Source organism: Flavobacterium psychrophilum (assembly GCA_001708385.1).
Classification (GTDB): Bacteria; Bacteroidota; Bacteroidia; order Flavobacteriales; family Flavobacteriaceae; genus Flavobacterium; species Flavobacterium psychrophilum_A.
This window is the reverse complement of record CP012388.1, coordinates 2,627,102-2,653,734: the sequence shown is the minus strand read 5'-3', so window position 1 is coordinate 2,653,734 and position 26,633 is coordinate 2,627,102. Positions and strand designations below refer to the sequence as shown.

Annotated in this window: 26 protein-coding genes; 8 read left to right on the top strand and 18 right to left on the bottom strand. The window is 40.4% G+C overall.

Annotated elements, in window-relative coordinates:
• Positions 1–92 precede the first annotated feature (92 nt).
• The 5 genes from ALW18_11555 to ALW18_11535 all read right to left on the bottom strand — a co-directional run bounded on the left by ALW18_11555 (position 93) and on the right by ALW18_11535 (position 5,035).
• Positions 93–1,037 carry a hypothetical protein gene (locus ALW18_11555; GenBank protein ID AOE53099.1) on the bottom strand — a complete coding sequence of 315 codons (945 nt, stop codon included), beginning with the start codon at positions 1,035–1,037 and terminating at the stop codon, positions 93–95.
• Positions 1,034–1,735 (bottom strand): peptidoglycan transglycosylase, encoded by a 702-nt coding sequence (locus ALW18_11550; GenBank protein AOE53098.1) that lies wholly within the window; start codon positions 1,733–1,735, stop codon positions 1,034–1,036. Before ALW18_11550 ends, ALW18_11555 begins: the two co-directional genes overlap by 4 nt.
• Positions 1,736–1,925: 190 nt before the next feature.
• Complete coding sequence (locus tag ALW18_11545) at positions 1,926–3,035, bottom strand: FAD-dependent oxidoreductase (protein ID AOE53097.1); 1,110 nt, start codon at positions 3,033–3,035, stop codon at positions 1,926–1,928.
• On the bottom strand, positions 3,035–3,772 hold the full coding sequence (locus ALW18_11540; protein AOE53096.1) for an alkaline phosphatase: 738 nt from the start codon (positions 3,770–3,772) through the stop codon (positions 3,035–3,037). Before ALW18_11540 ends, ALW18_11545 begins: the two co-directional genes overlap by 1 nt.
• A gap of 33 nt (positions 3,773–3,805) precedes the next feature.
• Entirely contained in the window at positions 3,806–5,035 is a 1,230-nt protein-coding gene (locus tag ALW18_11535; GenBank protein ID AOE53095.1) for a C4-dicarboxylate ABC transporter, read from the bottom strand.
• A 211-nt stretch (positions 5,036–5,246) separates the two neighbouring features.
• On the opposite strand from ALW18_11535, the gene ALW18_11530 reads away from it, so the two are divergent.
• From ALW18_11530 to ALW18_11515, 4 genes are all read left to right on the top strand, one after another.
• Positions 5,247–7,154 carry a peptidase S9 gene (locus ALW18_11530; protein AOE53094.1) on the top strand — a complete coding sequence of 636 codons (1,908 nt, stop codon included), beginning with the start codon at positions 5,247–5,249 and terminating at the stop codon, positions 7,152–7,154.
• A gap of 80 nt (positions 7,155–7,234) precedes the next feature.
• Positions 7,235–8,437: an aminopeptidase gene (locus ALW18_11525; protein ID AOE53093.1), complete on the top strand. Its 1,203-nt coding sequence runs from the start codon at positions 7,235–7,237 to the stop codon at positions 8,435–8,437.
• A gap of 70 nt (positions 8,438–8,507) precedes the next feature.
• Positions 8,508–9,104 carry a hypothetical protein gene (locus ALW18_11520; GenBank protein AOE53092.1) on the top strand — a complete coding sequence of 199 codons (597 nt, stop codon included), beginning with the start codon at positions 8,508–8,510 and terminating at the stop codon, positions 9,102–9,104.
• Between the two features lie 185 nt (positions 9,105–9,289).
• Positions 9,290–10,870 carry a glutamate synthase gene (locus ALW18_11515; protein AOE53091.1) on the top strand — a complete coding sequence of 527 codons (1,581 nt, stop codon included), beginning with the start codon at positions 9,290–9,292 and terminating at the stop codon, positions 10,868–10,870.
• Between the two features lie 52 nt (positions 10,871–10,922).
• Here ALW18_11515 and ALW18_11510 read toward each other — a convergent pair whose 3' ends face one another.
• The 9 genes from ALW18_11510 to ALW18_11470 all read right to left on the bottom strand — a co-directional run bounded on the left by ALW18_11510 (position 10,923) and on the right by ALW18_11470 (position 17,806).
• Positions 10,923–11,330 carry a hypothetical protein gene (locus ALW18_11510; protein ID AOE53090.1) on the bottom strand — a complete coding sequence of 136 codons (408 nt, stop codon included), beginning with the start codon at positions 11,328–11,330 and terminating at the stop codon, positions 10,923–10,925.
• A gap of 362 nt (positions 11,331–11,692) precedes the next feature.
• Positions 11,693–12,151 (bottom strand): hypothetical protein, encoded by a 459-nt coding sequence (locus tag ALW18_11505; GenBank protein AOE53089.1) that lies wholly within the window; start codon positions 12,149–12,151, stop codon positions 11,693–11,695.
• Between the two features lie 89 nt (positions 12,152–12,240).
• Positions 12,241–12,657, bottom strand: coding sequence for a hypothetical protein (locus tag ALW18_11500; GenBank protein ID AOE53088.1), 417 nt, complete (start codon positions 12,655–12,657; stop codon positions 12,241–12,243).
• A gap of 115 nt (positions 12,658–12,772) precedes the next feature.
• On the bottom strand, positions 12,773–14,119 hold the full coding sequence (locus tag ALW18_11495; GenBank protein AOE53087.1) for an acetyl-CoA carboxylase: 1,347 nt from the start codon (positions 14,117–14,119) through the stop codon (positions 12,773–12,775).
• Positions 14,120–14,204: 85 nt separating this feature from the next.
• On the bottom strand, positions 14,205–14,684 hold the full coding sequence (locus tag ALW18_11490) for an acetyl-CoA carboxylase (GenBank protein AOE53086.1): 480 nt from the start codon (positions 14,682–14,684) through the stop codon (positions 14,205–14,207).
• 28 nt (positions 14,685–14,712) lie between these two features.
• On the bottom strand, positions 14,713–15,711 hold the full coding sequence (locus tag ALW18_11485; protein AOE53085.1) for a 3-oxoacyl-ACP synthase: 999 nt from the start codon (positions 15,709–15,711) through the stop codon (positions 14,713–14,715).
• A 159-nt stretch (positions 15,712–15,870) separates the two neighbouring features.
• Positions 15,871–16,065: a 50S ribosomal protein L32 gene (locus tag ALW18_11480; protein ID AOE53084.1), complete on the bottom strand. Its 195-nt coding sequence runs from the start codon at positions 16,063–16,065 to the stop codon at positions 15,871–15,873.
• Between the two features lie 9 nt (positions 16,066–16,074).
• Positions 16,075–16,620 (bottom strand): DNA-binding protein, encoded by a 546-nt coding sequence (locus ALW18_11475; GenBank protein ID AOE53083.1) that lies wholly within the window; start codon positions 16,618–16,620, stop codon positions 16,075–16,077.
• Between the two features lie 136 nt (positions 16,621–16,756).
• Positions 16,757–17,806 carry a 4-hydroxythreonine-4-phosphate dehydrogenase gene (locus ALW18_11470; protein ID AOE53082.1) on the bottom strand — a complete coding sequence of 350 codons (1,050 nt, stop codon included), beginning with the start codon at positions 17,804–17,806 and terminating at the stop codon, positions 16,757–16,759.
• Positions 17,807–17,858: 52 nt separating this feature from the next.
• Here ALW18_11470 and ALW18_11465 point away from each other — a divergent pair, with 52 nt between their 5' ends.
• Together ALW18_11465 and ALW18_11460 are read left to right on the top strand one after the other, a co-directional pair.
• Positions 17,859–18,449: a riboflavin synthase subunit alpha gene (locus tag ALW18_11465; protein ID AOE53081.1), complete on the top strand. Its 591-nt coding sequence runs from the start codon at positions 17,859–17,861 to the stop codon at positions 18,447–18,449.
• 264 nt (positions 18,450–18,713) lie between these two features.
• Entirely contained in the window at positions 18,714–19,472 is a 759-nt protein-coding gene (locus ALW18_11460; GenBank protein ID AOE53080.1) for a short-chain dehydrogenase, read from the top strand.
• A 186-nt stretch (positions 19,473–19,658) separates the two neighbouring features.
• Here ALW18_11460 and ALW18_11455 read toward each other — a convergent pair whose 3' ends face one another.
• The gene (locus ALW18_11455; GenBank protein AOE53079.1) at positions 19,659–20,219 is read right to left on the bottom strand and encodes a hypothetical protein; all 561 of its coding nucleotides are present in this window, start codon (positions 20,217–20,219) and stop codon (positions 19,659–19,661) included.
• Between the two features lie 248 nt (positions 20,220–20,467).
• On the bottom strand, positions 20,468–20,761 hold the full coding sequence (locus ALW18_11450) for a hypothetical protein (protein ID AOE53078.1): 294 nt from the start codon (positions 20,759–20,761) through the stop codon (positions 20,468–20,470).
• A 131-nt stretch (positions 20,762–20,892) separates the two neighbouring features.
• On the opposite strand from ALW18_11450, the gene ALW18_11445 reads away from it, so the two are divergent.
• Positions 20,893–21,714: a hypothetical protein gene (locus ALW18_11445; GenBank protein ID AOE53077.1), complete on the top strand. Its 822-nt coding sequence runs from the start codon at positions 20,893–20,895 to the stop codon at positions 21,712–21,714.
• Between the two features lie 151 nt (positions 21,715–21,865).
• Positions 21,866–24,325, top strand: a complete 2,460-nt coding sequence (locus ALW18_11440) for an AsmA family protein (protein AOE53076.1) — start codon at positions 21,866–21,868, stop codon at positions 24,323–24,325.
• A 2-nt stretch (positions 24,326–24,327) separates the two neighbouring features.
• Here ALW18_11440 and ALW18_11435 read toward each other — a convergent pair whose 3' ends face one another.
• Entirely contained in the window at positions 24,328–25,104 is a 777-nt protein-coding gene (locus ALW18_11435; protein ID AOE53075.1) for a DNA metabolism protein, read from the bottom strand.
• Positions 25,105–25,195: 91 nt separating this feature from the next.
• Complete coding sequence (locus ALW18_11430) at positions 25,196–26,458, bottom strand: radical SAM protein (protein AOE53074.1); 1,263 nt, start codon at positions 26,456–26,458, stop codon at positions 25,196–25,198.
• Positions 26,459–26,633 lie beyond the last annotated feature (175 nt).

Below are 26,633 nucleotides of genomic sequence, written 5' to 3'. Positions count from 1 at the left end.
GGGATGCTCGAAGCTATTCTGCTGTAATAAGAAAAGAACCCTGAGTGCTTAAAAACTTTATGCTCTAATACACAACGGGCTTTTGACATAAACTATAACAGATAAGACACCTGTATAGATCCGTAATAAAAACCGGTTATAACATTATTAGAAAGCTCTTTACCACGGTAGTTAAAAGAGTACGAATAATTCCAATTGTTATAGCGGTATTTTACGCCGACTTCTGCATTAAAACGGAAAGGTATCAGCGGGAAAGTAACCGGGCTCGTATCGTTAAAATGACTGCCTTCTATAGTGGCATCATACTGCATGTACTGAACGTTTGGATTCAGGTACAGGAAAAGTTCGCGATGCTGTTTGTATGATTCTTTATCTTTATTCAGCACGGCGTTGTGAAGGCTGGAATTATACATCGCCTGAAGCGGTCTTTTAAGGCTTATACGCATCATTCCGCCAATACTTGCACTATTCCATATCGTTCCGGCATTTAACTCGCCCAGGACGTGAAAATCGACTTTTTCTTTAAAACGTCCGCCTAATATTTTATGCGAATAGTAAACACCTAGTTGGGCAGCTACGGCAGTTGTTATCTGGTACTGCCATCCACGAACAGTTGGGTATCCTATAAGTTTATGCAGTCCTTTTTGTACGGCTTCGGCTCCTGCTTCAGGACCAACAACGCCACCCTGAACATTTAGCTTAAGAACACTTTCATTAGTATAAAAGTAATTGATACCGAATTCACCAAACAGATATCCGGCGAAAGGCCTGTCGTTTACATTGATATCTTCCGCACGAACCGACTGCGGATTATAAATATACTGACCTACCCTGAAATCGTATATTTTTTTAGCTACCTTTTCGCTTTGATGATCGCTAAGGTATCGGTAAAAAAATTCCATCCCGGCAGTATAGTACTGGTCGTTTATTGGCGAAGTATATAAATCGTTATCGGTTATGAGGCCAATCTCAGCAGGTTTCTGTCCGTAAGAGTGTACAAAAAACAGTAATGCGGTTATGGCATAGATTTTTTTCACTGTTCGTAATCCAGCTTAACGTAACGCATTAATTTTATAATTCTGCCCTTACGCCTTTCGGTATAACCGGAAGACTTAACGGCTTTGAATCTTCTTGGATTTGGAAGGATAGCTGCAATACCTGCAGCCTGGTATTTGGTAAGGTCTTTAGCGTCTTTACTATACCAGTATTGAGCAGCAGCCTGTGCACCGTACACACCATCGCCCATTTCTATGCTGTTAAGATACACCTCCATAATACGCTCTTTACTCCAAAGCATTTCTATCAACACGGTAAAATAAGCTTCCAGTCCTTTACGAAGGTAGCTTCTCCCCTGCCATAAGAAAACGTTTTTAGCCGTTTGCTGCGATATCGTACTTCCGCCCTTAAGCTTTTTACCTTTGTTATTGTTTTTGAATGCCTTGTACATGGCATCAAAGTTAAAGCCATTGTGCGTCAGGAAAAGATCGTCCTCACTGGCAATAACCGCTTTTTGAAGGTTTGGCGAGATTTCCTCTATCGGCACCCAGTCATGGCTGGCTGTCATTTCGCGGCCTGACTCTTTATGCTCAAAAGCTCTGGAAATCATAAGTGGAGTAAACGGAACCGGAACAAAACGGAACACAATTACAGAGAATACCGAAAGGGCTATAAACCACAAAAGCGCCTTAAAAAGAAAACGGGCTATTTTTTTAAACATACAACAGTTGGTTAACAGTTGGCGAAATTACGAATTAGTTGGATATGTTTTTGCCTTGCTTCTTACACTCTTATAAAAAAACAGCAATAATACAATAGCTCCTATTAAGGCATTATATATTCCATTTAAATAGTTGGCTGGACAAAATATGCTTTACGAAGATAAAGAGAAGTATATTTTTGAGATTAGGTTTTAGCATATTAATTCATTAAACCAATTCCGCTAATTCTGCGCCAATTATGCTACCGATAGCGACACCCATTCCACCCAGGCGAACGCCACAATAGGTATGCGCTGACAATTGCTCAACAATTGGTTTCTTGTGATTGCCCATACCCATTATTCCACTCCAGCGGTGGGCAATGGTAAAGTCGGTATTGGGAAGGATGACTTCACGCAGCATTTTTTCCAGCTGGTTCTGAATGAGTTCAGTCGTCTTGAATTCAGTCGTTGTTTCGCCTTCAAAATCAAGATTACGTGCTCCGCCAAACAGAATACGGTCGTTTATATTGCGGAAGTAGTAATACCCGCGATCAATATGAAAAGTCCCTTTTATATCAAGGTTAGGGATTGGCTCGGTAATAAGTACCTGCGCTCTTGCGGGCTTAACAGCACCCTTGGTAATTGCAGAAGCAAAGCCATTGGTAGTAAACAAAAGCTTTTTAGTGAAGAAGCTAAAGTCGCCCAACGCTACATCTACCCCGCCGATTTTTTCGTGAATGGCAGTAACCGTCTGGCTGTTGAGGATAAGAATATCATTAGACACTGCTTCTTTCAACAATGCCTGCATCATGTTCCCGGTATCAATCTGCCCTTCAAACGGATTGAAAATTAAATATTCATGGATACCCATAAAATCGAAACGATCTACCTCTTTTGCAAACACATCGGTTTTAAAAAGCGGTTTCAACACTTCGTTTACAAAAGGCATCCGCCGAAGGCACTCTTCGTAACCCGCAACATCATCTTTCAGAAAAAGTTCATAGCCACCATAAGGCTTAAAGTCGATAACCGTATCGCCAAGGCGTTTGCGCAAAAGCTGCAAACCTGCCCAGCGTTTTTGTATCAGCGATAAAACTTCTTCTTCAGTATGGGTTTTTAAATCATCATTGATTTCAGACAGGCTTCCAAAACAGGCAAACCCGGCATTCTTGGTGCTTGCTCCCTGCGGAAGCGGCCCCTTTTCTATAACAAGTATCTTGCTTTTCGGAAAACGTTCGCGAAGGCGCAGTGCGGCATGAAGACCCACTATGCCACTACCAACAATTGTATAGTCTACATTAGTAAACCAGTTCTTTATTTCCCAATAGCTGAACATTACACCGGAGGCATGATGTTAGAATCGTCTCCGTCGTTCGCTTCATTCTTTGCTTCTTCTTCGGTAATCTTTTTACCTTTAAGCGCATTGATAACTAAAGGAACTGTTGTAATAAGTACAATACCTATGATGATGATCTCAATGTGAGATTTAAGGTCAATTTCAAATTTATCAAGGAAAAGCTTGTATAAATAACGCCCTGCAAATATCAGCGTACATGACCATAGGAAAGAACTGATAACGTTAAACAGCATGAACTTTTTCTTATCCATTTTTACGATACCCGCAATAATTGGGGCAAACGTACGGATAACAGGCAGGAAACGTGCAAAGATAATTGCGCGTCCACCGTGTTTTTCAAAAAACTCATGCGACTGCACAAGGTATTTTTTCTTGAACCAGAAAGAGTCTTCTTTTGTGTAAAGGTAGCTTCCGCTCCTGGCACCAAACCAGTAACCAAAAGTATTACCCACAATACCTGCAAGCGCTACCAGAACCGATAGCAGCAGTACGTTTAAAAATTCGCCTTCTATAGTAAACAGTGTAGCCATAAGCTCTGTACTGTATATACCTGCAAGAAATAAAAGGCTGTCGCCCGGCAGGAAGAACCCTGCAAAAAGGCCTGTTTCGGCAAAAACTATAAATAAAACTACGTAGATACCTACCGGTACCCCGCCTATCTGGAGATTAATATAAAATTCCGGATTGATTAACTGCGTCCAGTGAAAACTGTCCATAATGATTTGTGTCTTTGATTGATCGTGTGTGAATTAATTCTTTTTTGTTTCCCATTTGTCTACAGCACTTGTAGCTAATGCATTGCCCAACACGTTTGTCATACTACGTGCCATGTCACAAAAATGGTCTATTGGCAAAATCAGCGCTATACCTTCGGGCGGAATGCCAAACATAGCACAGGTTGCCACAACCACAATAAGAGATGCCCTGGGAACACCGGCAATCCCTTTGCTGGTCAACATAAGTACCAGCAGCATTAAAATTTGTTTTTCAAGCGGCATATCTATTCCATACACCTGGGCGATAAACAAACTCGCAAAGGTCATGTACATCATGCTGCCATCAAGGTTGAACGAATACCCTAACGGTAAAGTGAACGAAACTATTTTAGGATCGCACCCAAATCTTTCTAATTCTTCTGTAAGTTTAGGGAAAACCGCCTCACTACTGGTTGTAGAAAACGCAATAAGCAGCGGACTGGCAAGCCTTTTAAGAAGCGTCCACAGCCTGTTGCCTAAAATAAGGTAACCCACACCCAGCAATACTATCCAAAGGCAAAGTATACCAAAGGCAAATGCGGCAAGGTAGTTAGCGTACAGCTTCCATATATCAAAGCCATAAATAGCAACAGCACCAGCTACTGCCCCAAAAACACCTATTGGTGCTACCCACATTATGTAACCAACCATTTTTAAAATGGCGTGCGCCAATGTATCCAGCACTTTTATAATAGGTTCTGCAATTTTACCAATTGATGATAATGCTATACCAAACAGTATTGAGAAGATAACAATTTGAAGAATTTCGTTTGTTGCCAGTGCCTCGAAAATGCTTTTGGGTACAACATGCGTTACAAACTGTTCCAACGAAAAGGCATGCGTATTGCTTACTAAGTCATCGGCCGGCTTAACATCGGCCATAGAGATACTTGTATTTTTACCCGGTTCTATCCAGTTTACAAGCACCATACCCAATAATAAAGACATTAATGATGCGGTAATAAACCATATCATTGCCTTACCACCTACACGGCCCACCATTTTCATGTCGCCCATTTTTGCAATTCCTACCACAAGGGTAGAAAAAACAAGTGGCGCAATGATCATTTGTACCATTCGGATGAATATGGTACCCAGCAGCTTGATGTTTTTAGCAAAACCCTCTACGCTTTCTGTGTATTGATAATGCACAAGGCCGCCCAGGGCTACACCCAGGATAAGGCCCGCCACTATAGCAATAAAAAGTTTATTGTTGCTCTTCACTAATGTTAGGTTTTAAGTGCGTGAAAATACTCATATTTTTTGAAATGAGGGTTTCCATATGGTTTTTACAATATTATTTTGCACCATTCACAAACATTTAACACAAAATGCATTTTTATTTTACAGCTTAAGCAGTAAACGCATCAACATTCGTTAAATCGGGTCAAATCAAAGAAAATCATTACTTTTAGCCCCGTTAAAACTGTTACCAATGAAAAAATTTCTACTACTAACTGTAAGCATCATGGGATTATCCGCTTCGGCACAACAAGTCATGACACCCGAACAGCTCTGGAAACTGGGTCGCGTAAGCGCGCTGGGCATTACTAAAGATGGCAAAAACATTGTCTATAAAGTATCTGTACCAAATATTGAGGAAAATAAATCGGCCTCAAAATTTTATACTATTCCGGTAAACGGAGGCACAGCCACCGAAGTTACCGAATATAAAAACCTGCTTACCGACAAGTATGTATCTGCCGATGGCAAATGGGCACTTACATCTAATGAAGTAAAAGTAGACAAAGTACATGGTAAAGATTTTTATCCTGAGCTTGACAAAAGCAATGTTCAGGTATATGATGGATTGGATTATCGCCACTGGGACACATGGAACGATGGCACCCACAACCACGTTGGCTACACTACCGTAGGCGACACCGACAAAAAGAGCTTTGTAGACATTATGCCTAACGAACCATACGATTCTCCACAGAAGCCTTTTGGCGGCGAAGAAGATTACACATGGTCTCCCGATGGTAAAAGCATCGTTTACGTAAGTAAGAAAAAGGCAGGTACTGCGTATGCTACAAGCACCAATACCGACCTTTACGAATATAACCTGGACACTAAAAAAACGGTAAACCTTACCCCAAACAACCCGGGTTACGACACCCAGCCTGCGTATTCGCCACAAGGCGACCTTACATGGCTGCAAATGAAACGCGATGGTTATGAGGCCGATAAAAATGATATTATTGTACGCTTTAAAGGCACAGACATTAACCTTACCGCTGCATGGGACGGCACTGTAGACAGCTTTACATGGAGCCCGGACGGAAAGAAAGTTTATTTTCTTGCCCCTACCGATGGAACAAAACAGTTGTTTGAAGTAAACTTCCCTGGGTTGACTAAAATTGCAGTTACCGTAAGACAGCTTACCGACGGCTTTTTTGACATCAACGGTATTACCGGATTTAGCGGTGATAAAGTTATTGTAGAGCGTACCGACATGAACCACGCTTCTGAAATTTACAGCTACGACCTTAAGAAGAAAAAATGGGCTCAGCTATCTAAAGTGAATAATGCGGCATACGCCGGAATTGCAATGAGCAAAACCGAAAAGCGTTACGTTACCACTACCGATGGTAAAAAGATGCTGGTTTGGGTGGTACTTCCTCCAAACTTTGATGCTAAAAAGAAATACCCTGCGCTACTTTACTGCCAGGGCGGACCACAAAGTGCGCTTACACAGTTCTATTCTTTCAGATGGAACTTTCAGGTTATGGCGGCACAGGGCTATATTGTTGTAGCACCCAACCGCCGCGGTATGCCGGGTCATGGTGTAGAGTGGAATGAAGCTATCAGTAAAGACTGGGGCGGCCAGGTTATGGACGACTATCTTGCTGCTATAGATGACGTAGCAAAGGAATCGTATGTTGACAAAGCAAGGCTTGGTGCTGTTGGTGCCAGCTACGGAGGATATTCTGTATTCTATCTTGCGGGAATTCACAACAACCGTTTTAAAACATTAATTTCTCATTGTGGTGTATTTAACCTGCAAAGCATGTATGGCACAACCGAAGAAGTTTTCTTTACCAACTGGGATAGTGGCGGTGCTTACTGGGAAAAAAATAATGCTGCGGCACAAAAAACATACACTCAGTTTAACCCAATTAACAATGTAGACAAGTGGAACACACCTATCTTCGTTATCCAGGGTGGTATAGATTACCGTGTACCGATCGGGCAGGGACAGGAAGCGTTTCAGGCGGCGCAGTTAAGAGGTATTAAGAGCCGCTTTATGCTTTTCCCGGAAGAAAACCACTGGGTGCTTAAGCCACAAAACGCATTGGTTTGGCAACGTGAGTTTTTCAAATGGTTAACCGAAACTTTATAGAAATTTCAAAAAAAGAGGCTATTTTATAAATTTTCTGTATTTTAGCCTTCACAAAAATTTAATAAAAACTATTGTTAAAGATGTATAATTTTTCAGTTAAACCGTTCATAGCTACTGCTATGCTATTTGCGGGAATGCAGGGAGGCTTTGCACAGGACTATCTTGTAAATTCATTAAAAAACAATCAGAGCGCTAACAGTGCTGCTGCATTTAAATTTACCGATGTTGTAAACATCGAGAACACTCCGGTTAAAAACCAGGGATCATCAGGAACTTGCTGGAGCTATTCTGCAAACTCTTTCGTTGAATCAGAAATGATACGTATGGGCAAGCAGCCGGTAGAAATATCTCAGATATATACTGCACGTAATGCTTACATAGAAAAAGGTAAAAACTATGTACGTATGCACGGTGCTATTACTTTAGGTGATGGTGGTGCGTTACACGATGTTATTAACATGTACCGCCAATATGGTGCATTACCGCAAAGTGTGTATACAGGCCTTAATTACGGTACTGCCAACAATAAATTTGGCGAAATGCAGGCTATGGGCCAAGGTGTTCTTGAAGCTGTTGTAAAAAACCCTAACGGCGAGCTTTCTCCTAACTGGATTAAAGCATATACATCTGTAATAGACTCATATCTTGGAGAAGTTCCTAAATCATTTGATTACAAAGGAAAGAAATATACTCCGCAAACATTTGCTAAAGAAGTTGTAGGTATCAACCCAGACGATTACGTAGAGATATCATCTTTCTCAGATCACCCTTATTATTCTAAGTTTGTACTTATGGTTCCGGACAACTGGTCGCTTGACTTAGTATATAACGTTAAACTTAATGAGCTTACAGACATTATAGATAATGCGCTTAAAAAAGGTTACTCTGTAGGATGGGCCGGTGATGTTAGCGAAAAAGGTTTCAGCTGGAAAAACGGTGTGGCTTACATACCAGCTAAAAACGTAGCTGATATGACTGCTGAAGAAAAAGAAGGCCTTTTCGCAGGTCCTAAAGAAGAACTTGAAATTACAGAAGAACTTCGTCAGAAAGCATTTGACAACTACAACACACAGGATGACCACGGTATGCACATTGTAGGCCTTACTAAAGACCAAAACGGTAAAGAATACTATATCATTAAAAACTCATGGGGTGCAACTAACGATTACAAAGGATATATGTATATGACTAAAAACTTTGTAAAATATAAGTCTACCGCTATCCTTCTTAACAAAGGCGGTATACCATCGGCTATTGCAAAAAAACTTGACATAAAGCAGTAAACTGCTTTTCATCTTACTTTTACTTACTAATCCCGGAGTTAACGCTTCGGGATTTTTTTAACCAACCATCATGATCAAAAAACACTACATTCTTTTAGCATCTCTTCTATGCTTTGGTGCTGCTAAGGCGCAGGAAGATCCTGCCGCTTCTGCGTCGGTAGAAAAATCATTATTTAACGTACAGGCAGGCGCAATTGGCATTTATGCCAGCAATGAATCGCGCCTGAGCGACCGTTGGGCACTACGTACCGAAGTAGGCCTTGACCTTTGGTTTTACGAAACGTTTAACTGGAACAGTTGGGAAGAAAGCGACAAAGGATCTTTTTTGGCACCAAGCATAAGTATTGAGCCAAGATGGTATTACAACCTTAAAAAACGTGCCAATAAAGGAAAACACATCGAGAACAACAGTGCAAACTTTGTAACGCTTGCTGTTAAATATTATCCTGACTTATTCAAAATTGGCGGACCCGATCAGCTTTACATCCCTAACCAAATGAGCTTTATCCCTAAATGGGGCATTCGCCGTGCTATCGCCAAAAGTAACTTCAATTATGAAGCCGGCATAGGGGTTGGCTATTTATGGTATATATCAGACAATAATATTTACAGAGACCAGTCTGATGTTGCATTAGATATTCACTTAAGATTAGGCTATACATTCTAATCAGACAACTTCATAATAACCAATCCCGGAGTTAACGCTTCGGGATTTTTAGTATCTTATTTAGACCGTTTCAAGCAATAGAGGTTACAAATACTTACTATATTTGTTAGGAAAGGCCTGCCCTTTTTACGAATAAACAAAAACTAACCGCTTTTACTCTCAGAAAGCATAATACTTAAACAGTTATGAGAAAAATTTTTCTTCTCTTTACTATTACATCGCTATCCATCATTGCGCTGCTTACCTACATCAACTGGAAGTCTATCCTGTTGCTGCTTATTTTCCTTCCGTTAATTGCAATGGGATTCTATGATATGTACCAGTCTAAAAAATCGATACGCAGAAATTTCCCGCTATTGGGCAGGATGCGTTATCTACTGGAATCTATCGGACCCGAAATACGCCAGTATTTTATAGAGAAAGACCTTGATGGAAAACCTTTTAACCGCCTAGAAAGAAGCCTTGTTTACCAACGAAGCAAAAAAGAAACCGACACTACCCCCTTTGGTACCCAGTTAGATTTATACGAACTGGGCTATCAATGGATAAACCATAGCATAAGAGCGTTGCCTCTTGAAACCATCGATCATAATCCAAGAGTTAGGATTGGATCAGAACAATGTACACAGCCTTACCAGGCCAGTCTATTTAACATTAGCGCTATGAGTTATGGCTCATTAAGTAAAAATGCCATACAGGCGTTAAATGCAGGCGCAAAGCAAGGTGATTTTTACCACAACACGGGAGAAGGCGGTTTATCGCCTTATCACCTTGAAGGCGGTGATGTAGTATGGAATATTGGTACAGGATATTTTAGCTGCCGCGATAGTGAAGGCCGGTTCTCTTATGAAGAATATTCTAAAAGGGCTACGCTGGACAAAGTAAAAATGATCGAGATAAAATTCTCGCAGGGGGCAAAACCGGGCCACGGGGGTATACTTCCGAAAGAAAAGGTAACCGATGAAATTGCCAATATACGTATTGTAGGCAAAGGGCATGATATTATATCACCACCATACCACTCGGCATTTACTACTCCATTGGAATTAATGGAATTTATTAAAGTTTTGAGACAGGGATCTGAAGGCAAACCAATAGGCATGAAGATTTGTATTGGAAACAAATCGGAATTTATGTCAATCTGCAAGGCGATGGTAGAAACCAAAACCTATTTTGACTTTATTACTGTAGATGGTGCCGAAGGCGGTACAGGTGCCGCGCCACAGGAATATTCAGACCACGTAGGTATGCCTTTACGCGATGCGCTTGCCTTTGTACATGACTCACTTGTTGGCTTTGGCATAAGGCATCAAATAAAAATTATTTGTAGCGGAAAAATCGTAACAGGATTTGATATAATTAAAACTTTGGCAACCGGAGCAGATTTATGTAACTCGGCACGTGGTATGATGTTCGCCCTGGGCTGCATACAGGCCCTTGAATGCCACACTAACACATGCCCTACCGGAGTTGCCACTCAAGACCCAAAACTCGTTAAGGGGCTTGTTCCTGCAGAAAAAAGCGTACGCGTTTTCCGTTTTCAGCACGAAACTGTAAAAAGCGCAATGGAACTTATGGCATCTGCCGGAATAAAACATCCTGACGAAGTGGACAGGAGTGTGGTAAGCATGAGGGTAGACAGGACAAAAATTGAAACGTTTCTTGAAACGTACCCGGAGCTTGAAAAGGGCTGTCTTGTACATGAAGGCACAGTTCCCGCAAAGTGGTTATACTTTTGGAAAAAAGCATCTGCAGAAAAGTTTTAAACTAAAAATGCCCGGAAAATATCCGGGCATTTTTAGTATCAGCATATTTTACTTAAGCTGCCATCTTCTTTTTCTTAGCGATGTCAACAAATTTCTTAGCGTCTTTTTTATTATCCTTGGCAACGTTAATCCTTGTTCTCGAACCATCGTTAAGCTGTAGCATAATATGGTGGTTTTTTTCAACCATTATAAGCGACAAAATAGTAAAGCCCAATGCTACAGCACCAATAAGCGCATAAAGCCATCCGTCAAGATTTCTTTCAAGATAAAGTATCAAAAAGAAAGATGAAGATATAAGAACCCAAAGCAACGATTTAAAACTTACACGTGTTTTAAATTCCAGTTTTTCAATAGAATCAAATTTCACATGGCTTTCTCTGTTAGGAGAAGCTAAAATTACCTTATCATTAAATATTTTTCCACAGCTATTATTAAACAGTGGCGACATATCCGTATCCATACTCAGAACAATTTAAAAACAGTTATTATTTCTTTTTCACACACAAAGAAACAGTTTAATGCAAAAAAACCCTACAATTTAATTGTGATATTTTTAACTTTATCTAAGTTTAAACTTACAGTAACGCATAATGCGCTGAGATTGTTTTAATTAGATAAAAAAGTTTAACGTATTGACTGTAAGACAAATGGATTTTATTTGCAATTCATCGATTAAATCAGCTGTTAGCCTGTTGAAATTGTCCTGACAAAGTATTAACAATGTCTATTATATCAAGATAATTCGGCGATTTACTAGATCTGAGTAGTAATATTATTTAATAATTAAATAAAAAAGGTCCCACTTACGTGAGACCTTACATTTTAAATACTGGCAGCTTCTTTGAGTTTTTTGATATTCTCTGCCCTACCAGCACCATATTTTTTATATTGAACTTCCGTAAGTACAGATTTTAATTTTCCGTCTCTTTCCTCATTAAGTACCTGCATTTTTTTTGCTTTTGCAGGAGCAGTATCACCTGATGCTTTACAGTCTTTAACCTTTTTTAAATAAGCCTTGTTAACTTCTACAACCTGCGTGTATTGGTTATCGTTGAGTGTAAGTTGCATTTTCATTTGAGAAGCTACCGTTTTACTGGCATCCGCAATTTTGTCTGTTTCCTGTCCGTAGACTGTCGTAGTCACAGCAAGTAATAATGCAGCTGCACCTAGCATTCTTTTCGCAATTGAAGTAAATTTTTTGATCATCATTATTTTAGAGGTTTTATGTTTTACAATACTATATAACCGCAAAAATATACGATAAATTGTATCGCCCATCATATTGCAAAAAAATATCTGTTTAAACAGTAATTTAGTTTAGGGTATATCACGTTAAACACAAAAAAGCCCCCCGATTGGGAGGCTTCTAATTATGATTTCTTTATTTCCTGCTTACGAAGCTCTGTGCCTTGTTTAACCGCACGTCTCTCTTTAATAGTATTTAACCTTGCAGCTTTTTTAGCATTATATGCCTTAAATTGTTCCTCAGTAAGAACAGCTTTTAATTGTGTATCTCTGTCTTCACTAAGTGCTTTTACACTGTTTTCTCTTTCAACTTGATTCGTAAGCGCACGGTTCTCCTGAGTTTTTGCGATAAAATCTTTATTGATTTTTTCAACTTTAGGGTATTGTGCATCTGTTAGAGAAAGTTCGGCTTTCATTTTATCAGTTGCTCTTTTAGCACCTTCAGCGGTGCGATCCTGTGCAGATACCGTTGTTGTAAATGCAAGCAGCATAACAGTAACACCTACCATAGTTTTAGCTGCAGAAATAATCATTTTTAACATTGCTTATTATTTTTGGTTTATAGATTATGGCAAAAACAAGTATCATACCATTTTTTGCAGATACTAATATAAAACAAAAAACCCACGCTAGTATACGTGGGTTAATTTTTTTTTATTATGCGGGATCTTTCATTTTAAAAGACTCCATAAATTTAGTGGTGTAATTACCGGCTACATAATCCGGCTCATCCATTAACTGCCTGTGGAAAGGTATCGTAGTTTTGATCCCTTCAATCACAAACTCATCAAGTGCACGCTTCATTTTGTTAATAGCCTCTTCCCTGGTCTGGGCAGTAGTTATCAGCTTAGCGATCATTGAATCATAGTTCGGCGGAATAGTATACCCAGAGTAAACATGAGTATCTAAACGCACTCCGTGTCCGCCCGGCATATGCAGGGTAGTAATTTTACCCGGAGACGGCCTAAAGTCGTTATATGGATCTTCAGCATTAATACGGCACTCTATAGAGTGAAGCTGCGGAAGGTAGTTTTTACCTGAAATAGGCACACCTGCAGCAACAAGTATCTGCTCACGGATAAGGTCATAATCAATTACCTGCTCGGTAATTGGGTGCTCTACCTGTATACGTGTATTCATTTCCATGAAATAGAAATTCCTGTGTTTGTCTACAAGAAACTCAACCGTACCGGCACCTTCATATTTAATATATTCAGCAGCTTTAACAGCAGCTTCACCCATTTTGGTACGAAGCTCATCCGTCATAAACGGAGATGGTGTTTCTTCAGTAAGCTTTTGGTGGCGTCTTTGTACAGAACAGTCCCTCTCAGAAAGGTGACATGCTTTACCAAATGAATCACCAACGATCTGGATTTCTATGTGGCGAGGCTCTTCAATAAGCTTCTCCATATACATACCGTCGTTACCAAAAGATGCAGCAGCTTCCTGCCTTGCGCTTTCCCACGCTTTAAGAAGCTCTTCATGTTTCCATACAGCCCTCATACCTTTACCACCACCACCGGCAGTAGCTTTAAGCATTACAGGGTAGCCAAATTCTTTTGCAAGTTGTTCGGCATGCTCGTAAGAATCAAGAAGTCCGTCAGATCCCGGTACACAAGGTACACCGGCAGCCTTCATGGTAGCTTTAGCCGTAGCTTTGTCTCCCATTTTGTCAATCATATCCGGCGAAGCACCAATAAATTTAATACCGTGTTCTGCACATATCTTAGAAAACTTAGCGTTTTCAGATAAGAAACCATAACCCGGGTGTATAGCATCTGCATTAGTAATTTCTGCAGCAGCAATAATGTTCGATATCTTAAGATAAGAAAGGTTACTTGGCGGTGGGCCAATGCAAACTGCCTCATCTGCAAACTTAACGTGAAGGCTTTCGGCATCTGCAGTAGAATAAACAGCTACTGTTTTAATACCCATCTCCCTGCAGGTCCTTATTACACGTAGTGCAATCTCTCCCCTGTTTGCAATTAGTACTTTTTTAAACATGTCTTTAGTATTTTAAATTTCGAATTATAACTTTTAGATTGATCTGAATACTAAATCAGCATTCAAAATTCATCATTTAAAATTATTAAGACGGGTCTACTAAGAATAGTGGTTGGTCAAACTCTACCGGAGAAGCGTCGTCAACTAAAACCTTAACGATTTTACCAGAAACTTCAGACTCGATTTCGTTGAACAATTTCATAGCCTCGATAACACAAACTACATCTCCTTTAGAGATAGTACTTCCAACTTCTACAAACACTGGTTTGTCCGGAGATGGTTTCCTGTATAGTGTACCAATAATAGGCGATTTGATAGTAATGTATTTTGCATTCTCGTCTACTGCTGGTGCAGCAGGAGCAGCCGGTGCCTGTGGAGCAGCCTGAGCAACAGGAGCAAAATTCTGTTGTTGCTGCGGAACATGCTGAATGTAAGTTGTAGGCTCAGAAGCGCCTGCTTCTGTAGTTTTTATGGTGATCTTAATATCATCCATCTCCAACTTAACTTCTGTAGCTCCGGATTTTGCTACAAACTTGATTAGGTTTTGAATTTCTCTAATATCCATAATTTCCGTTTTTGTATAGTTTGTTTTGTTATTTTTTGTCGTACGCCCATTTAAGGTAAATGGAACCCCATGTAAACCCTCCGCCAAAAGAGGCAAAGATAAGATTATCTCCCTTTTTGAAAAGGTGTTCAAAGTCATTTAACAACAAAGGCAGTGTTGCAGATGTTGTATTACCATATTTTTCTATGTTTACAAGCACTTTAGCTTCATCAAGATTCATACGTGATGCTGTAGCATCTATAATCCTCTTGTTAGCCTGGTGCGCTATAAGCCAGTTAACATCGTCGTTAGTAAGGTTATTGTTATTCATAATCTTCTCACTAACGTCTGCCATATTAGATACAGCATATTTAAATACTGTTTTACCGTCCTGGTGAACAAAATGCTGTCTGTTGTCTATAGTTTCCTGAGACGGGGGAAGTAAAGATCCTCCCGCTTCGATCTTAAGGAATTCACGGCCAATACCGTCGCTCCTTAAAATTTCATCCTGAAGTCCAAGACCTTCGGTATTAGGTTCAAACAATGCTGCTCCGGCACCATCTCCAAAGATAATGCAGGTAGCCCTGTCGGTATAATCAATAATAGAAGACATTTTATCTGCTCCAATAACAAGAACTTTTTTATAACGACCAGACTCAATGTAGGCCGCTGCGGTACTCATACCGTATAAAAAACTGGAACATGCTGCCTGCAGGTCGTAGGCAAAGGCGTTTACTGCGCCTATGTGTGATGCAACATAAACTGCTGTTGCTGCAACCGGCATATCAGGAGTAGTGGTTGCTAAAAGCACCATATCAATCTCTGCCGGGTTTGTGCCAGACTTAGCAAGTAAGTCTTCGGCTGCTTTTATAGCTAAAAAGGATGTACCCTTATCTTTATCTTTAAGAATGCGCCTTTCTTTAATACCAGTACGGGAAGTAATCCACTCATCGTTAGTGTCTACCATTGTTTCCAGAACTTTATTAGATAAAACAAAGTCAGGAACATATCCCCCCACTGCTGTAATGGCGGCTGTTATTTTACTCATAGGATAAATTTTTCAATCTCAGTTGAGGAATTTGAAAAGTGGTGGAAATTACAAAAAAATCATAGATAGAATTGCAATAAGCCCCGTTAATTTAAAAAAATGGGTATTTAACAAAAAAACTCTCACGGTGTGAGAGTTTTACCCTATTTTTTATCGCAATTATGCTACAGCTTCTGCTTTGTCTATTACAACCTGGCCTCTGTAGTACATTTTGCCTTCATGCCAGTAAGCTCTGTGATATAAATGCGCTTCTCCTGTTACAGGACATGTAGCGATTTGAGGAACAGACGCTTTATAGTGTGTTCTTCTCTTGTCTCTTCTGGTTTTCGAGGTCTTTCTCTTAGGATGTGCCATTTTACTATATTATTTATCCGTTAATAGTTTTTTTAATTCGTCCCAACGGGGATCTGTATTCTCTTTTTTATCTTCTTCTACCTGCTTTTCTTCTTTCGGAGAAAGCTCGTTCAGTTTGTCTAATATATCAACGGCAATTGTACCGTCTTTAACTCCCGGATGTATCCTTCTTGAAGGCACCGACAATACAATCATTTCATAGATATATTGCGATACGTCTACCTGAAACTCACCATGCGGCAGGATAAGTATTTCGTCGTGGTCGTCGTTATACTCATCTCCAAATTTCACTATAAGATCCAGCTTACCTTTAACAGGCAGGTCAAAATCCTCATTTGTAGTATCACACGGCACGTTTACCGTACCTTTATGCTTAAAGCCAAGCTCCAGCATCATGATCTTTTTTTCAAGAACAAGATTTACTTTGATGTTGACATCGTTATAGTCATCAAAACCAAAGTCATCAAAGAACGCTTTATTAATCTCAAACTCAAACTGGTGCTTTCCTTGTTTCAATCCCGCAAACGGAATTAAAAATTCTTTGTTCACTTTCATTTCCAGTCGGTTTTTTTAATTGTTAAACTCAATATTTACGGCCTAATTTACCGCAACTCATTTCGTTACAACAGTTTTGAGCGTGCAAAGATATAAAATTATTGCAATTCCAAAACGGTTATGAACATTTTTTTGTTTATAACTGTTTTTCCCTGATTTTCAAAGGGTTTTCAGTCAGTTCTGCATATTGCGCCCTCGAATGATATATATCAATTGCCATATATACAGCTTCTTTAAACGAATTATAGTCTGCTAGTCCCTTACCTGCTATATCATAAGCCGTACCATGATCGGGCGATGTTCTTATCGCCTCAAGCCCTGCCGTGTAGTTAACACCTCCGCCAAAAGCAAGGGTTTTAAACGGTATAAGTCCCTGGTCATGGTAAGCTGCAATTACAGCATCGTATTTTTCATACTGCCCGCTTCCAAAGAAACTATCTGCCGAAAACGGCCCAAAAACAAGCACGCCTTCCTCAAACAGTTTTTTTAATGCCGGTTTCACCACAGCATCGTCTTCCTTACCAATAACACCATTATCGCCACTGTGCGGATTTACACCCAGCACGGCAATTTTAGGTTTGTTGATTCCGAAATCCTGTACAAGGGAATGGTTTACGGTAAGTAACTTTTTACGGATAAGTGCTTCGGTTAAATGTGCCGAAACCTCATTTACCGGAATATGGTCGGTTAACAGGCCAACACGAAGGTTATCCTGAACCATAAGCATAAGCGCATCGCCCTCAAGCTCTTTATCAAGATAATCAGTATGCCCCGGAAACTTAAACTCTTCCGATTGTATATTGTATTTATTAATAGGCGCCGTTACCAGCAGGTCTATCTTTTTTTCTTTTAATGCAGCAACGGCTTCGGTAAACGACTTAATAGCGTACTGCCCTACAACCTCATCATTCTTACCAAACTCTACATTTACGCTTTCACGCCAAATGTTAAGCACGTTTATCTTGCCAACAACCAGTTGGTCAAGGCTGTCTATACCGTGCAGGTTACAGGTAAGTTCGAATGTTTTCTTGATGAAAGACATCACTTTTACGTTACCAAATATAACCGGTGTACAAAATTCCAGCATTCGGGCATCTTCAAAGGTTTTTAAAATTACCTCAGGCCCTACGCCGTTAAGGTCACCTATAGATATACCCAAAATCACATTTTCTGCCTTTTTTGTCATGATGCTGTTTTATTGTACTTTTGAAGCTACAAATTTAGTAAAATAAATCAGCATGTTTACAGGAATTATAGAAACACAGGGAACTATAAAAGAAATAATTAAGGATAACGACAATATACACTTTACCATAACTTCTGCTATTACCCACGAACTTAAGATAGACCAGAGCGTAAGCCACGATGGTGTATGCCTTACCGTAGTAGCTGTTAACGCCGATGACTATACGGTTACCGCAATAAGGGAGACACTGGATAAAACCAATCTTGGCGACTGGAAAGTGGGCGGAATTGTAAATTTAGAGCGTGCCATGAAACTTGGCGACAGGCTCGACGGGCACATTGTTCAGGGGCATGTAGACCAGACAGGAGTATGTAAATTGGTTGAAAATGCTAACGGAAGCTGGTATTACACTTTTGAGTATGATGCCGCAGCCAACAACATTACTATAGAAAAAGGATCTATCACTGTTAATGGTGTTAGTCTTACTGTGGTAAATTCTAAAGCAAACGAATTTAGCGTGGCAATTATTCCATACACTTACGAACACACTAACTTTAATGCTATTGCAGCAGGAACTGTTATAAACCTTGAATTTGATGTGGTTGGCAAATATGTAGCAAGGCTTAATGCTTTAAGAAACTAGTTAATGGTTGTCGGAATATAACCATGATAATATAGAGGCGCGGAATAATTTCCGCGCTTTTTTTGTTCTCACCCCACCCCCTCTCAGAAGAAGAGGGGACTGAAACCGTTGAGAGAACTTTGCTACTTTGAAACTCTGCTACTTAAAATACTGAAGTCTCCACCATTTTTAACGCATTACCCTCTCCTAACTTTGTAATATAAATAATCACCAATCTCCTATCTCTCCTTTGGAGAGGGCCGGGGTGAGGATAAAATAAATACTATGTCTACTAAAATAGCACTTGTTACCGGCGGTAGCCGCGGACTGGGAAGAAATATGGCTGTTGCCATTGCAAAAAAAGGCCTCGACGTTATACTTACTTACAACAGCAAAAAAGAAGAAGCTGATGAAGTTGTTGCCGAAATTGAGGCACTGGGCCAGAAAGCAGCTGCACTTCAGCTTAATGTTAGCGATACAGCTAATTTCGATCCGTTTTTTGCAGCGGTAGCTAAAACGCTTTCTTCTGTTTTCGACGCAGATAAGTTCGATTACCTTGTAAATAATGCAGGTATTGGTATCCATGCCTCATTTGCAGATACAACTATAGAGCAGTTTGACACATTGGTAAACATCCACTTTAAAGCACCTTTCTTTATTACACAGAAAGCATTGCCTATACTTGCAGATGGCGGAGGTATTGTAAACATCTCTAGCGGTCTTGCACGTTTCAGCACCCCTGGCTATGCAGCGTATGCATCTATGAAAGGCGGTATGGAAGTATTAACCAAATACCAGGCGAAAGAACTTGGCGCAAGGGGAATACGTAGCAATATCGTAGCTCCGGGCGCTATAGAAACCGATTTTGGAGGAGGAATGGTACGTGACAATAATGATGTTAATAAATTCCTAGCATCCCAAACCGCTCTTGGACGTGTAGGTTTACCCGACGATATTGGCAGCGTAGTTGCCTTTCTTTGTACCGAAGATGCCAAATGGGTAAATGCGCAACGAATAGAAGCTTCCGGAGGGATGTTTTTATAATTAGCCGGGCAATAATTGTGGTTGATAGTTGTCGGTTGATAGATTCATAAAAAGGCGTAAAGATTTAATTTTTTACGCCTTTTTATAGTAATATACAGCTATTGTCCTGCGCCAATAGTTTCGTTCAATTTCATTCAGAAAGCTTCCGAAAACCAACAACCGACAACCAACTATCACCAACAACAGCTAAAGAGAATGCTCTAAAATAACATTCCATTGTTTACCGTTGTGCTGAAGCAGGCAAAACTTATCTGCCCTAAAAAAGGCACTGTACTTTTTATGCTGGTATATATCTATAGCGCGGGCATACTGATCGGGTGTTAAATCGCGGTACGCAATGGTCATGTGCGGATGAAAAGTACGCTCTGTATACGGTATCGTTATCTGCGGGTAAGCGTGTTCAAAAGAATTAAGTATTGCTTTCTGCAATCGCTCCAGGTTTGGCGTCATTACCGGCTTTACATATATAACGGGATTATCTTTATTGGGAAAACTCCCAAAATCTTCCAGTTCCACCATAAACGACTCCACCATCGGGCGAATGCCTTTAAACCATTCCTGCAACTGCTTATGTTCTCTCTTAGCAAGCTTAAAGGGTGCCTTCAACGTAATGTGGGGCATACTCCTTAATGCCTTGCTGCTGCTATAATTTTCGGCAAAATCGTTTTTAAATCCGGTTACGGCATCAGCCACATCATCATGCGGAATAAGCGCTATAAAGTAGAGGTTTTCGTCAGGCATTTGCATTTGTGGCATTGTTTATCACAAATATAAGCCTTATCCTCTTTCACTTCGTCACCTAAAGTGGTTGTTTTTTCATCCTCATGCTGTAAAGATGCATGGGCAAAATAGGCTGCGGCAGTTCCCTGTGCAGAAAAACGATTGGTTAATTGTGTTCTCATTATAGTGTAGTTTTTATTTTTTTAATCGATAACTAAGTCCTGTACTATGTCGTAAGCACATTGTCCTGTTGAAGAGATTGTGCAGCTACCTCATCATGATGATTGCGAAGTGCATTGGAAAACTTTGCAAGATGGTCGGTCTCCACATGATCCATCACCACGATCTTGTACCAGTGATTGTTGCCCTATGTGATTAGGATTAGCAACAAAAGTTTGCAGCACCGGCGCATCTTTAAGAAAGGGCGCATCATCGTAAAATACTTTACCGTTCAGCTTGGAGGCAGGATACCCAAGAGAGGCATCGGTAGAAAAGTTCACATTTTCGGAAAGGGCAGCTTGTATTCTTTCGGTGCGGGGCTGTTTCGTTAGTTTTATCCAGTACTGCATAACTTAAGTTTTATACGCAAAGTAACATCTATGCCACTCGCTATTTTATGACAAAAGTCATGTAGCCGAGTATTTTTTGCTTTCCGGTAACATTTATTACGATTCTTCGTTTACTAGTTAAACCACTACCAATGAAACACTTTATAACTACACTTATTTTTCTTTCGGCAGTAGCCGCCGCAAGTGCCCAAACACTTAAAGGAACACTTAAAGATGCCCAAACGGGAGAACCCCTGCCATATGTAAATGTGGGAGTGGTAAAAAAGAATATAGGAACCGTATCTGACGAAAACGGAAAATTTACCCTGCCTGTACCCGAAGGCCATTCGGCAGATACCGTTAGGATTTCTATGATAGGTTATGCAACGAGGGATTTTATTGTAGCTGACCTCGCCAGCCGACTGTCGTCAAATCGAGACATTCAGCTTAAAGAGCAAGCAACGCAGCTTAAAGAGATAGTGGTAACCAACAGAAAACAAAAAGAAAAACTGCTGGGCAATAAAACCGAATCGCAAAGTGTTACCGCTTCTTTCACCTCTAATAAACTGGGTAATGAAGTCGGTATGGTTATGCGGATAAAAGGATCGCCCACCTTGCTTAAAACCTTTTCAGCCTCTATAGCTTCTGATAAAAATCCGGAAGTAAAAATGCGCCTCAACTTTTACAGCGTTAAGAAAGGTATGCCCGATGCGCTTATTACCAAAGAAAATATAATTGTTACCGCGCCCAGAAGTTCGGGCAAGCTCACGGTAGACCTTATACCATACAACATTATGGTAGAAGACGATTTTTTTGTGAGCCTGGAGTGGATTGAAGATGCTCCCGGAAGAATATACTTTTCGGCGGCACTGCTGGCAACACCTATAATATCGCGCGACACAAGCCAGGGAGAATGGAAAAAACTAAGCATTGCAGGTATTGGCTTTACTGTTGATACCACATATTGGAAATAAACCAATTCAGAATTTTATAAAATGCGGCCAACAAAGCCGCATTTTTTGTTTCATTAAACAGCTATTCAAAAATTAACAAAAAATATAAACAATTATGCAGTAAATTTAATGTTTGGCTGGAAGCAGCCCTATTACTTCAATCCCCTAAACTATGATCGCCAAAGCAAGAAAGTATTTATCAGAACTACACCTACCCCGATGGGCGCGGCTACTCTGCGGTACTATACTAACACTGTTTATACTTACCATTGCCCTTTATATAGGCCTTGCATGGTATATAAACACTCATAAAAAAGAAGTTCAGGCTTCACTATTAAAAGAACTTAACGGCGGGCTAACCGGCAAACTTACCGTTGGCAATATGGAACCAACCTTTTTAAAAGGATTTCCGCGTGTGTCGCTTCGGCTTGAAAATGTTACTATTCAGGACAGTCTTTTTAAACAGCATAATCATACGCTATTAAAAGCAGGCGAACTGGAAGTTGCCGTAAATATTGTTGCGCTGTTACGAGGAACTATAGAAATAAAAAAGATAAGCATTCGCAATGCTGCAATAGATATGTACACCGATGAAAAAGGGTACAGCAATACTGCCATTGCAAAGAAAAAGAAAACAAAAGGCGAAGAAGGTGGCGGCGGCATGTTTCCACAATTGCGAAAGCTAGACCTTGAAAATGTAACCCTTGCGATAGACAACCGCCAAAGGCATAAGCTGTATAAATTTACGGTGGATGATCTTTCTGCGAATGTAGATTATTCCCTTTTTGGCTGGGAAGCAGATGCAACCCTTAAAGGCATGGCGCATAGTATGGCGTTTAATACCGAACGGGGAAGTTTCATTAAAGACAAAACTCTTGACGGCACGTTTGAGATTGTATATGAAGATGACTATATTGTTTTTGCCCCTAACCGTTTAGAAATAGGCGGCGAAGATTTTACCATTGGTGCTAAATTCCAGATCGCAGATGATTCGTCAGACTTTGCCATAAACATTAGCAATGAAAGTATACTTTGGCGCGACGCATCGCATTTGCTATCACCCAACATCAGCGAAAAGCTTGATATGTTTACCCTGAAAGAACCTATAGCTGTAAAATGCGACCTTATAGGCGATTTTAACGACGAGGGTGACCCGCTTATCCGTGTTAATGCCTTCATAAAAAACAACGAACTGGACACCCCCGGCGGTGTAGTTTCTGATTGCAGCTTCACGGGTATCTTTACCAACAACCATATAAAAGATAAGGGCATGACCGATGCCAATTCGGCTATAAAACTTTATAATTTTCGGGGTAATTATGCCGGGCTTCCCGTAAACATGAAGAAAACTTTTATCCTTAACCTTGATACTCCTGTTGCTGTTGGCGATTTTAGTTCGCACTTTGAAATGTCGCAACTTAAAAATGTTATCGATGAAGACCTGCTCACCTTTACTAAAGGTACTGCCGATATGAAAGTAAACTTTAAAGCAGATATTGTAAACTTCAAAATATCTAAACCTTACTTTACCGGATTAGTAAATATTAAAGATGCCAATGTTACCTATGTACCCCGTAAGCTGGAATTTAAAGATGTATCTGTGGGACTTGATTTTACTCAGGATGACCTCAACATAAGCCAGATCATCATGAAAAGCGGAAAGAGCACGGTTAACATGGAAGGTTCGGTTAAAAACTTCCTGAACCTGTATTATACCGATCCTCAAAAAATGGTGCTTACGTGGAACATTTATAGCCCACAATTGCACTTGGGCGAGTTCATGAGCTTTTTAGGCAGCAGGCAGAATGCGCAGGCCGCCATTCGCCAGAATAAAAAAGGCAACTTTACCAAAGAGATGAACGAGATCTTTGAGAAAAGCAATGTAGATATGAAGCTTGTAGTAGATAAATTGTACTACAATAAATTCCTTGCTACCGGTGTAAAAGCGAATGTATTGCTTACTGATACGGGAGTTATCCTGAAAAATGCCGGATTAAAACATGCAAACGGCTCATTGGTAATGAATGGCAGCATGGTGCAAAAGGGTAAGAACAACCAATTTAAACTGAATGCCGCTGTAAGTAATGTGGATATAAGGAAATTCTTTTATGCGTTTAATAACTTCGGAATGACAACGCTGGACCATAAGAACCTGGAAGGTTTGTTTTCTTCCGATATTAATATGGCAGGAACGATAACCGACAAAGGTACTATGGTGCCAAAATCAATGTATGGTAAAGTATTCTTCGGACTAAAAAAAGGAAAACTGATAAACTTTGATCCGGTTCGTAAGGTGGGCAAGTTTGCATTCCCATTCCGTGATATGAACAATATTGAATTTTACAACCTGAAAGGCGATCTTGATATCGCCGGAGAGAAAGTTACCATTCACCCGATGCAAATCAATTCGAGTGTCTTGAATATGGATATTGAAGGTATCTATTCGTTTGGCAAAGGCACGCAAATTTATGTAGATGTACCACTACGTAACCCTAAAAAAGATAAAGACATCACTGACAAGGATGAACTCGCAAAACGCCGTAACCGCGGTATCGTGGTACACCTTACAGCCGAAGACGACAAAGACGGCAATGTGGGCGTTAAACTTGGCGGAAAGAAAGAAGATAAGTAGTCTTAGTTCTTCCCTTCTTTTTCATTCAAATACTTCCAGTAGCGTTTTGGAACGTGCTGAATGTGGAGCTTCATGTTTTTACGGGCAGGAATATTAGTACTATTAAAATAATCTTTCCAAAGTATTGATGCCAGCTCTTCTTTGGTGTCAAGCAATTCTGTTGGGAGTACTATCTTCTTAGTGTCTATTTCCGAAACAAATTCATATGTAATTTCCTGGACGGTGTGCAGGTCGTAGAAGAGTCCGTATTTACGTTTAACGTCATAAATAATCCATTGCTGATCGGCATAACGGTTTTTAAAGAACGAAACGATAAGTGGCAGTACATTAAAGTCGGGTTCAATCGGACAGTAGTAAATACCATCGGCGGTCTGCTGAAAACGTATAAACGCTTTCATGCGGTGCCTTTCTCGGTTGACCTTTTTATCCATTTTAGAAACCGCCATAACATACGGATTACCAAAGTTTGCTTCGGCACCTGCCGGACTGTCAAAAATATAGCGGGCAAAATCGAACAAATCCTGAAAAGTCTGCGGGTCTTCACTTAAATACGACTTATAAAAACGGGTACGCCAGTCGGGTGACAGTTTCTTTTTTAGTCCGTCCCAAACACGTTTCGCTTTTGCTTCATCGTTTATTACTTCCAGGGCTTCATCCAGCATTGAGGGTTGGTAATACCTATCCCAAATTAACTGCACAGCCTTTTCCTTCCTATCGTAAAACTCGAAAATGGAAGTAAGAAGCCCTTCAAAGGAACCATCAAAGACGTAGGTTGTCATAAATCTCTTTTTTATCTTTTTCTTTTGCCTTAACGCAAAAGAAACAAAAAGTCAAGCCTTACTATTTGTAATAGGGCGATTAGCTTACTTACTAAAACAAGCTCAATTGATTCTGCGGTACTTTCAGGTATTTGCTGTTGCTATCGGCAAGGATGATGTTCTTAAGGTGCGGTGCATCGGGTTCGTTAAGCAAAATTGGGCTATCAGCACAGCGGATGAAGTGCTTTGCACGATTGTAGGCAATTCCTATTTTCTGTAACTGGTCGCTACGGAGTTTACAAAACTTACGTGCCTGCACAATTTTATTGGCCGACTGCACTCCTATCCCCGGAACACGAAGTATCATACGATAATCGGCGGTATTAATATCAATCGGAAACTGGTCAAGGTTACGCAATGCCCAGCTTAGTTTCGGGTCGATATCGGTATCTAAATGCGGATTCTTAGTATTCAGCAGTTCTTTTACGTTGAAGCCGTAGAAACGCATTAGCCAGTCGGTTTGATACAAACGGTTTTCACGCAATAATGGTGGTTGACTGCCAATGACAGGCATGCGGGTATCATAACTAATTGGGATATACCCCGAGTAATACACCCTTTTTAGTGAGAAGTTTTTATAGTATTCATCGGCACTGTACATGATCTCCATGTCAGATTCCGGTGTGGCACCAATTACCATTTGAGTACTCTGACCCGCAGGCACAAACTTCGGAACGCTTTTTATAAGTCCGGTTTTCTTTTCGTCTTTAAATTTGGTAATACCCTCCTGAATAAAAGCCAGCGGTTTCTTTACATCTTCGTGCGATTTGTCCGGTGCCAGAAGCTTCAGACCTATTTCGGTCGGCATTTCAAGGTTAATACTCATACGGTCGGCATACAATCCGGCTTCGGTAAGCAATTCCTGACTCGCCCCGGGAATAGTTTTTAGGTGGATATATCCGTTAAAGCGCTCTTCAAGGCGAAGGCGTTTCACGATGCGCACCAGGCGTTCCATTGTGAAATCGGCATTCTTAAAAATACCCGAACTAAGGAACAATCCCTCGATATAATTACGGCGGTAAAAACTCATGGTAAGTTCTACAACCTCATCAACGGTAAAAGCAGCGCGTTGAACGTCGTTGCTTTTACGCGACACACAAAAAGCGCAGTCGTAAATGCAATGATTGGTCAGCAAAATCTTTAAAAGGGAAACGCAACGACCGTCTTCGGTATACGTATGGCAGATGCCACTGGCAGAGCTATCGCCTATACCTTTGTTGTCGTTTTTACGGTTTCCGCCACTGGAAGAACACGACACATCGTACTTTGCCGCGTCTGCAAGAATGCTCAATTTCTCTCTTATCCTATCGTACATTTGCTTCCTTGTTTTTTACAAAAATACGCAATAAGAGGATTGATGGAAATTGAACAATTGTTAAAATTTCCTCACCCCCAGCCCCTCTACTAAGGAGAGAGGATCGAAGAACGGTAGTAGCCCTTCGCTGGACGTTCTGTCATTTCGACTGAAGCGTAGCTTAATGAAAATTAAG